This window comes from Synechococcus sp. PH41509 (assembly GCF_020514285.1).
Classification (GTDB): Bacteria; Cyanobacteriota; Cyanobacteriia; order PCC-6307; family Cyanobiaceae; genus Parasynechococcus.
Genome location: NZ_VTLD01000026.1, coordinates 313,166 through 321,425, shown reverse-complemented (window position 1 = coordinate 321,425; position 8,260 = coordinate 313,166). Strand labels below are relative to the sequence as shown.

Here is an 8,260-nt window from a genome sequence, read left to right as displayed (position 1 = left end):
GAACACTGGAGATGTAATTGCGGTTCCAGATCGGCTCGAAGATCGTGTTGGCAAAGCGCAGAACCATGATGTTCTGGACGGTTTCCTTGCCCAGGTAATGGTCGATGCGAAAGATCTGGTTCTCCTGCCCACAGGTCTGGACCACACGATTGAGGGCCTGGGCACTGCCGTAGTCGCGACCGAATGGTTTCTCGATCACCACCCTGCTGCGTTTGGGATCTTTTAACAGGCCTGCGTCGGCGAGTGAGCGGCAGCCACTGCCGTAGAACTTGGGCGACACAGAGAGGTAAAACGTGCGGTTACTGCGGGTGGCGCACTGTTGATCGATCTGCTCGAGCCGTCCGCCGAGCCGAACAACATCCTCAGGTTTCTGAAGGTCGACGGGCTCATAGAAGAGTTTGCTGACGAATTGCTCCCAGGCCTGGGGGTCGTCCTTGATGGTGCTGGAGAGCGCTTCCGCCATCTTTCCGCGGAACTCCTCATCACTCCACGGCCGTCGTGCACAGCCCAGTAGGGCAAACTCACTGGGCAGTCGCCGTTGCTTGAACAGCTCGAAAAGGGCTGGAACCAGCTTGCGGTGGGTCAGATCACCGCTCGCGCCGAAAATCACCAGACACTGCGGCGCAATCACGCGCTCTTGTCGCAGTCCAACCCGTAGGGGGTTTGTCATCGTGGCGACCATGGAGCGTCCAGGCTTCTGACGCTGGTTTAGGCACGGAACTGGCAACAGACATGGACTTGCTGCTTTGTTTCCGTGTTGATCAAAGCTTTTGTTTTCAACCGAAAAAAAAAGTCCACCCCGAGGGGTGGACAGGAAACGATCTCAAGGCGATCGATCAATAGGTTTCAACGTGCCAGCGATCGGCTTTCTTCAGCTGCGGGCGCAGTTCAGACCAGTCGAGACCCTTGGCAGCCGCTGCTGCTGTCATGGCTTCGTCGATGCCCGGCTCCATGCCGCGAAGACCACACATATAAACGTGGGTCTTGGGATCCTCGATCATGGCGAAGATCTCTTCGGCGTGCTCCAGAACACGGTCCTGGATGTACATCCGGCCGCCCTTAGCGTTCTGCTGTTCTCGGCTGATCGCTTTGGTGTAGCGGAAGTTGTCGGGGTACTCCTTCTCGTAGTGGAGGAAATCCTCGTCGTAGAGAAGGTTGGCTGTTTTGGGCGCGCCCATGAACAGCCAGGCTTTGCCGCGGAACTTCCACCCGTTGGTGTCTTGTTCGCGGGGCTCGAACATCCGGCGGAGATAGGTGCGCATCGGGGCGATGCCTGTGCCCGTCGCCAGCATGATCACGTTGGCGTCTTCATCGTCAGGCAGGAGCATCTCCTTGCCAACCGGTCCGGTGATTTTCACCTTGGTGCCGGGTTCGATGTCGCAGAGATAAGTGGAGCAGACCCCGTAGATCTGTTCGCCGGCATCGTTCTTGTACTCGAGCTGGCGGACGCACAGGGAGACGGTGTTGCCCTCGAGGTTGTCGCCGTGGCGTGTGCTTGCGATGGAGTACAGCCGCAGCTTGTGAGGTTTTCCTTTGGCGTCTTCACCCTCGGGGATGATGCCGATGCTCTGGCCTTCGATGTACTTCAGCTGAGGCTCACCACCCGCGAGATCAAAAGTGATGTGCTGAACTCGACCGATCGCACCGTCCTTAAGAAGGGAGTAGTTCTCGGTCACCGTTCCCATGAACGGTGTTTTGGGTTTGTAGGTGTTGACCGGTACGTCGGCGTGGGGCTTTTTCTTCGGGGCGCTTGACGTCACGGCTTTCTTAGCGGGTTTTTTGGCGGTTTTTTTGGCAGGTGCCGGAGTGGCGGCAACGGGAGCAGCTGAATGCTCTACTTCCACACCATTCACCGAGACGATTTTGGCGCCGCTGGCCCCCAATCGCTTGAAAAGTGCGGAAAACTGGTTCATAGCAACGGTGTAGGTCTGAACCACGGACGCTTGTGAGCCGACCTGGGGACCACTTGCCACAACAGTGAACAGAACCTCATTGCAATGTTCTGTCGCTGTATTGGACACCCGCATTGAAATTACCTGCTTTTTGTGGCGCGACTATAGGCGTGGCCTTCGATTTCACACAAAATGGTTGCTGTTTGGAACAGAATCTGATGTGATTCAGATGACGTCCTTAAGATCCCCAGGTTCGGTCTCTCTCTTCGGCGCCTCTTTTGGTTCTCCCCCAGACAATGTTTGGACGTGGGCTTCAAACCTCCAGCGATTCTGCGACTGCGATTGAGCAGACCATGGAGCGCCTGCCCCAGGGTGCGCGTCGGCTCGCTGCGGAACTGAAATCTTCGATGCCTGTTCAGCTCCTCTGGGAAGTGCTGACGGATTACGAGAATTTGTCCCGGTTTATCCCCAACCTCAGTTCCAGCGAGCTGATCCAGCGCCAAGGCCAGACGGTGCGGCTTCAGCAGGTGGGCAGTCAGCAGCTCCTGGGGCTTCGGTTCTCAGCCCAGGTTCAGTTGGAGTTGACGGAGTATCGCCACGACGGACTGCTGCAGTTCCGCATGGTGAAAGGTGATTTCAGGCGGTTTGAAGGGTCGTGGCAGATCCGTCAACGTCCAGACGGCAGCTCACTGCTCTACGAGCTGACGGTTCAAGGCTGCCTAGGCATGCCGATTGGTTTGATTGAAGAGCGTCTACGCGATGATCTTTCCAGCAATCTGAGCGCTGTGGTGCAGGAAGCGCACCGAAGAAACGGCTGAAGTCGCTGCTCAATTCATCGCGAATTGAATTCGCGATGTTGTCTATACCCCCAAGGGGATTCGAACCCCTGTCGCCTCCGTGAAAGGGAGGTGTCCTAGGCCTCTAGACGATGGGGGCGAGGCCGTGATGAGCGAGCAGTCAGTGCTCCTGATCACTTGTGAACACTAGGGCTTGGTCGGACCCTCCGTCAAGACAGCCTGTCCCCATTCGACACCTTGTCCTTGCCAGATCGGCACCGTGAAGGTGAAGCAGGCTCCTTCTCCAGGGTCTGAGACAACCCAGATCTTGCCGCCGTGCACTTCAACGATGCGGCTGCAGACCGCCAGACCCACGCCGTACCCGGTGGTTTGGTCGGAGGTTTGCGGTAAACGGACCCGATCCAGAAAAATTCGCTGTTGTTCCGCTTCCGGAATACCGGGACCACTGTCACAAACACTGACCTCTACCCGCTGGCTGGTGCGGTGCAGCATGGTGAGCGAGATGTGCCCTCCATCCCCGGTGTACTTCAGGGCATTTTCCAAGAGATTCAGCAGCACCTGACGCATGCGGCGCTGGTCGGCAAAGACCTTGGGAAGATCAGCGGGGATATCAGTTTGTATTTCAACGTTTCGGCCCAACCACAATTTTTCGAGCTCGAGAATGACCTCGGCAGAAACGCTGGCAAGGTCGAGCCGTTGCGGGTTGAACAGCGTTTCCCAACGGGTTGTTCCCACTTCGAGCAAATCCTTTGACAGCGCCTCCATCTCCTGCAGGCGGCGGGTGATCACATCCTGAAAGCGATCCATGTCGATCTGTCCCAAGCGCTGGCTTTGCAGGGCTAACGCCGCTGCCGTGAGCGGTGTGCGCAGTTCATGGGCGACCATGCGCAACAAGCGTTCTTGGGCATGAACGCGATCGATCAGTGTCTCGTTCTCTTGACGTAGCACCAAGAGTTGATCCTCGAGTTGGAGTTCCTTTTGGGTCCGACTCCCATCAAGTTCCGTGGGTCTGAGGCTGAGGCCGAGACCGCTTACCACCCCATCCTGTTTCCAGCGCGGCACCCACCCTTTGAGTTGCTGAAGGATGTTGCTTCCTGCAAAAACCTGTTTCGGGTTTGGAGCAAGTTTGATGAGGGCTGGCGTCACCACAAGGCGATGCAGTTCCAGAAGTTCGGGTTGGTGCGAGGGATCAGCGACCTGCAGGGTGACTTCGAAGCCCAGGTCTTCACGTTCCAGAAACTGCACCACGGAACGAAGATCCTGGCCAGACAGGTGGTGTCGCGCTGCTACCAGCAATAGCTTCAACGGCTGATGGGTCTTGGGACCGTCCTTCACCACGCGGACTCAAGACAACAAAAACCGATGCTTACCTTATGGGTTTTTGACTAAACCGCCATCAGAGCTAAGACGATGAAGAACACTCCATTGCGTCATCGAGGCGGTCCATGTCGCTTTTTTCCGCGCAAAACCGTGTTCCTCTGACCGCTCCCGGTGGAGTGGCTGTCCAGCCGACGATTCAGGTCGACAGCAGCCTGCGTCGCTGGTTCAACCGCAATTTGGGGGTCTGGCGTTCCAGACGGCAATACACCTTCAGTGACGACCAGGTGCTGCATTTGGATATGAACCTCAAGATGGAGGCCTTCGCCCATCCCGAGGCCGGCGAGAGTCGGTACCGCTTCAGCTGGTGGTCCGACCAGGAGGACCAGCATTCCGACGAATTTTTTGCACGGAAGCCTTGGTTTGAACGCACAGGGGTGATGGAGGCCACGCTGTGGGGCCATCAGCTCCAGCGAAGTCGTGGTTACCTCGCTGGAGACCCGGTGCGAACCAGGATCCGGCAGGTGGATGAGCACGAAACCATCCTCGAATCCCACTATCAGCAATGGGACATCCTTGAGCACATTCGGCTTGTGGATCAGGACCGCTACCGCTACCGCGCTATTTACAGCTGGGAGAACGGTGATCTCTCCATCGTTGAGCACCATCACGAGATTCGACTTTCCGATTCCCTGCCGCTGATCGACGACGAATAGGGAGTTCCGTTCTGCTGTTGTCCCAGTTCAACAACCGCGCCTTGCCCTCGTGCAGCCTTGGCTTGGGCGGTAAGTTGCAAAAAACTGACGCTGTCCGAGAAACAAGGTGATTCGTCGTTCATTCGCTGCAGCTGCTCTTTTGCTGGCAGCTCCACTGCTGTCGCCGGCTACCGCCCTGGCTCAGGCGTCAAATGCCAAGTCCACCCCTGCTACGGCCATGGATGTCAATACTTACGGGGTGATGTCGATCGCCACCTTCTGTGAGGCGAGGGCCCAGAAGATCGATTTCAGCAAGTCTCTTGCCGTTGCTCTTGCCGCTCAGTTGCATGTGATCTACGGCAAGCATGGCGGTTTGCTCCCCGGCTCCAAGACTCCTTTGCCTGAGAAGCAGTTCTTGAACAATGCTGGTTTCATGGTCGTAGGCGGCGCTTTGAAGTTCTGTCCTAAATCAGTTCCGGCCGCAGAGAAAGCACGCTTTGAAAAAGCAGCCGCGTCCTTGAAGCCCGCCAAGAAATAGCTATAGCTCCTCTCCCGTTTTTAGTGTAATAAATATCTCGATTGGACTGGCTATGTACGATTCCGATCTTTGGATGAATCGATAGTATTTAGTTTCTCTCCTGGTGTTCCAGAGGTTCATCTTTGGCTTAAAAGCCCCAGTCTTGGATGCCGTCCGTCAGGATCGTTGTGTCCTTGCGTCGTTAGCCCATGACTGCAGCTGCTTCGATTCGTCTCGCGGACTACACGCCATGGGCATTTGATCTTCCCGACATCGCTCTTGATGTGAACATCCAGAGCGATCATGTCGTTGTTAACTCCAGGCTCAGCCTTCAACCGCGTCGTTCCAGTGAGCCCCTCGTGTTGTGCGGCGTCGATCTGGCCATCGAATCTCTCGCGATCGACCAGACGCCGTTGAAGCCAGAGGATTACAGCTTCACGGACGGACGTCTCACCATTACCAACGTGCCGGGTCAGCCGTTTGTCCTGGAGACTCGTTGCCGTCTGGACCCCTACTCCAATAGCTCTCTCGAAGGCTTGTATGCCAGTGGTGGTCTGCTGAGCACCCAGTGCGAAGCGGAAGGATTCCGGCGCATCAGCCTGCATCCGGATCGTCCAGATGTGCTCAGCCGTTGGCGGGTGCGGATTGAGGCCAGTCGCAGCAGCTGCCCTGTGTTGTTGAGCAATGGCAATGCAATAGAGACCGAGCGCGTTGGCGCTGATCGTCATGCGGTCACGTGGGATGACCCCTTCCCCAAGCCCTCCTATTTGTTTGCCTTGGTGGCCGGAGACCTCAGGGAGATTCGAGATCACTACACAACAGCGTCGGGCCGGCAGGTCACCCTGCGATTGCATGTGGAGGAGGGGGATGAACCCTTCACTGCCCATGCGATGGCGTCGCTGAAGCGATCCATGCAGTGGGATGAATCCGTTTACAACCTCGAATACGACCTTGACGAGTACAACATCGTTGCCGTCCGCCACTTCAACATGGGCGCGATGGAAAACAAGAGCCTGAATATTTTTAATTCAAAGCTTGTTCTTGCCGATGCAGAGACCGCCACCGATGCCGAGCTGGAACGCATCGAGAGTGTGATTGCCCATGAATACTTTCACAATTGGAGTGGAAATCGCATCACCTGCCGGGATTGGTTCCAACTGTCGCTCAAAGAGGGACTGACGGTTTTCCGGGATCAATGTTTTACGGCAGATCTGCATTCAGAAGCGGTGAAGCGAATCGAGGATGTTTCGATGTTGCGCAACACCCAATTCCGCGAGGATGCTGGCCCCACAGCCCACCCGGTGAAGCCATCGGAATACCAGGCAATCGATAACTTCTACACAACAACCATCTATGAAAAAGGCGCGGAATTGATCCGCATGCTTCGCACCTTGCTTGGGCCTGAGCGGTTCATGAAGGGAATGCAGGTGTACGTGGAACGTTTTGATGGCACGGCCGCCACAACTGAGGACTTTGTTCAGGCCATCGCTGATGGCGCCACCAGCGATGGACAACCCCTGGGATTTGATCTGGAGCGCTTCAAGTGCTGGTACCACCAGGCTGGAACACCGGAACTCAACATTTCGCGGCAGTGGAATTCCGAATTGGGTCGGTTGACGGTCGACTTGCACCAGTCGACGCCCCCCACGCCAGGACAAGCGGACAAACAGCCCCTGGTGCTGCCGATTGCCATGGCTCTCGTGGGGGATCAGGGTCGCATCGGTGAGGAACAGCTGCTGGTGATGGAAGCCCAGCACGCCAGCATCACCCTGCAGGGCCAGCCCGGCGACACCCCCCCTGCCCTTTCGATGCTTCGCCGCTTCTCGGCGCCGGTCCACGTGCGTTTGGACCAGCCGCTGGAGGAGTGCCTGCAGCTGTTGGCCTCCGATGATGACCCCTTCTGCCGTTGGGATGCAGCCCAGCGTTTGGCACGCCAGGTGCTGTTGGCGCGGGCTGACAACCAGCCGAAGCCTGCCGAGGAGGCGGCTTTGATTCAGGCCCTGGATCAGCGGATCTCCGCTTACGACGGTGGTGATGGCATGGACCTGGCGGCACTGTTGGCGCTGCCGGGAATGGCTGAACTGGAGGCGTTGCAATCCCCGGTAGATCCGCTGGCGCTGGACCAAGCCTTCCGGGCGTGGACCCAGGAGATGGGCGTTCAATTGCAGTCGTCCTTGCGACGACTCCTGGAGCTGGCCCGGGTCGACTGGACCCTGGCTTGGCCGGCTGGCCAGGGCGGCCGTGCCCTCACGGCCTTGGCCTGGCGCTGGCTTGCCGCCGCGGGCGATGCCACGGTTCAAGCGGAGGCGTTGGCGGCGGTTTCTGGCCCCTCGATGACCCTGGCGCGGGGAGCGCTGCGGGCTTTGCTGCCGCAGGAGAGCGCTGAGCGTGAGCAGGCGATGGCGCTGTTCTACGACCGTTGGCAAGACAAGCCCGTGATCCTGGATGCCTGGTTTGCGATGGAGGCATCAGCTCCAAGGTCCAACGCTTTGCAGCGGGTGAAACAGCTTTTGGAGCATCCGCGTTTCGACCCCCTGGCGCCCAATTCCCTCCGCGCCGTCCTGGGCGGATTTACGGCCAATGTGCAGGCCTTTCATGCCGCCGATGGCAGTGGCTATCGGTTCATGGCTGAGCAAATCGCAGCGGTTGATTCCCGGAATCCGATCACAGCTTCACGGATGGCCAAGGTGTTCAGTCGCTGCAACAGTTACGGATCCGACCGCCAGAAGGTGATGCGTCAGGCCATCGAACAGCTGGCATCCGAGCCCCTGTCTGCAAACACGGCCGAGGTTGTTCAGTTGCTCATGACGTGATCACCACAAGCACGATGATCGCCAGAAGCAGGATGACGAGCCACAACTTTCTGTTGCTGCGCCTACTGCTCAGGGGCGTTGGGCGTGTGGCTCGGCTCCCTGCCGCAAGACCGCAGTTCTGACAGACCAGCCGACCGGCCATGGATCGATCGGCACGAAACCGACGGCTTCCGCAGTTCTGGCAGACGGTGACGGCCAAGGTCTCTCAATCATCGTTCCACCAGCTTGC

7 protein-coding genes, 1 tRNA gene and 1 pseudogene are annotated in these 8,260 nt (G+C 57.7%); 4 read left to right on the top strand and 5 right to left on the bottom strand.

The window, feature by feature from the left end; genetic code table 11:
* Positions 1–682 (bottom strand): annotated as a pseudogene (locus FZZ88_RS11610) (glucose-6-phosphate dehydrogenase); the annotation flags it as partial.
* A 154-nt stretch (positions 683–836) separates the two neighbouring features.
* Positions 837–2,027, bottom strand: a complete 1,191-nt coding sequence (locus FZZ88_RS11605) for an FAD-binding oxidoreductase (RefSeq protein WP_166017275.1) — start codon at positions 2,025–2,027, stop codon at positions 837–839.
* A 161-nt stretch (positions 2,028–2,188) separates the two neighbouring features.
* Between FZZ88_RS11605 and FZZ88_RS11600 the strand changes: the two genes are divergently transcribed.
* Positions 2,189–2,710, top strand: coding sequence for an SRPBCC family protein (locus FZZ88_RS11600; protein WP_166017274.1), 522 nt, complete (start codon positions 2,189–2,191; stop codon positions 2,708–2,710).
* A gap of 45 nt (positions 2,711–2,755) precedes the next feature.
* Here the strand turns inward: FZZ88_RS11600 and FZZ88_RS11595 are convergent.
* Both FZZ88_RS11595 and FZZ88_RS11590 read right to left on the bottom strand, forming a co-directional pair.
* Positions 2,756–2,828 (bottom strand) — tRNA-Glu (locus FZZ88_RS11595).
* Positions 2,829–2,875: 47 nt separating this feature from the next.
* Positions 2,876–4,027 (bottom strand): histidine kinase, encoded by a 1,152-nt coding sequence (locus FZZ88_RS11590; protein ID WP_166017273.1) that lies wholly within the window; start codon positions 4,025–4,027, stop codon positions 2,876–2,878.
* Between the two features lie 107 nt (positions 4,028–4,134).
* Here FZZ88_RS11590 and FZZ88_RS11585 point away from each other — a divergent pair, with 107 nt between their 5' ends.
* The 3 genes from FZZ88_RS11585 to pepN all read left to right on the top strand — a co-directional run bounded on the left by FZZ88_RS11585 (position 4,135) and on the right by pepN (position 8,031).
* Positions 4,135–4,722, top strand: coding sequence for a hypothetical protein (locus FZZ88_RS11585; RefSeq protein WP_166017272.1), 588 nt, complete (start codon positions 4,135–4,137; stop codon positions 4,720–4,722).
* 139 nt (positions 4,723–4,861) lie between these two features.
* A complete protein-coding gene (locus tag FZZ88_RS11580; protein ID WP_206339188.1) occupies positions 4,862–5,239 on the top strand; it encodes a cAMP phosphodiesterase in 378 nt (125 codons plus the stop codon).
* Between the two features lie 188 nt (positions 5,240–5,427).
* Entirely contained in the window at positions 5,428–8,031 is a 2,604-nt protein-coding gene (pepN, locus tag FZZ88_RS11575) for an aminopeptidase N (RefSeq protein WP_166017270.1), read from the top strand.
* On the opposite strand, the gene FZZ88_RS11570 is transcribed toward pepN, so the two are convergent.
* Positions 8,021–8,230, bottom strand: a complete 210-nt coding sequence (locus FZZ88_RS11570) for a TFIIB-type zinc finger domain-containing protein (RefSeq protein WP_166017269.1) — start codon at positions 8,228–8,230, stop codon at positions 8,021–8,023. The two genes, pepN and FZZ88_RS11570, sit on opposite strands and share 11 nt — an antisense overlap.
* Positions 8,231–8,260: the final 30 nt, after the last annotated feature.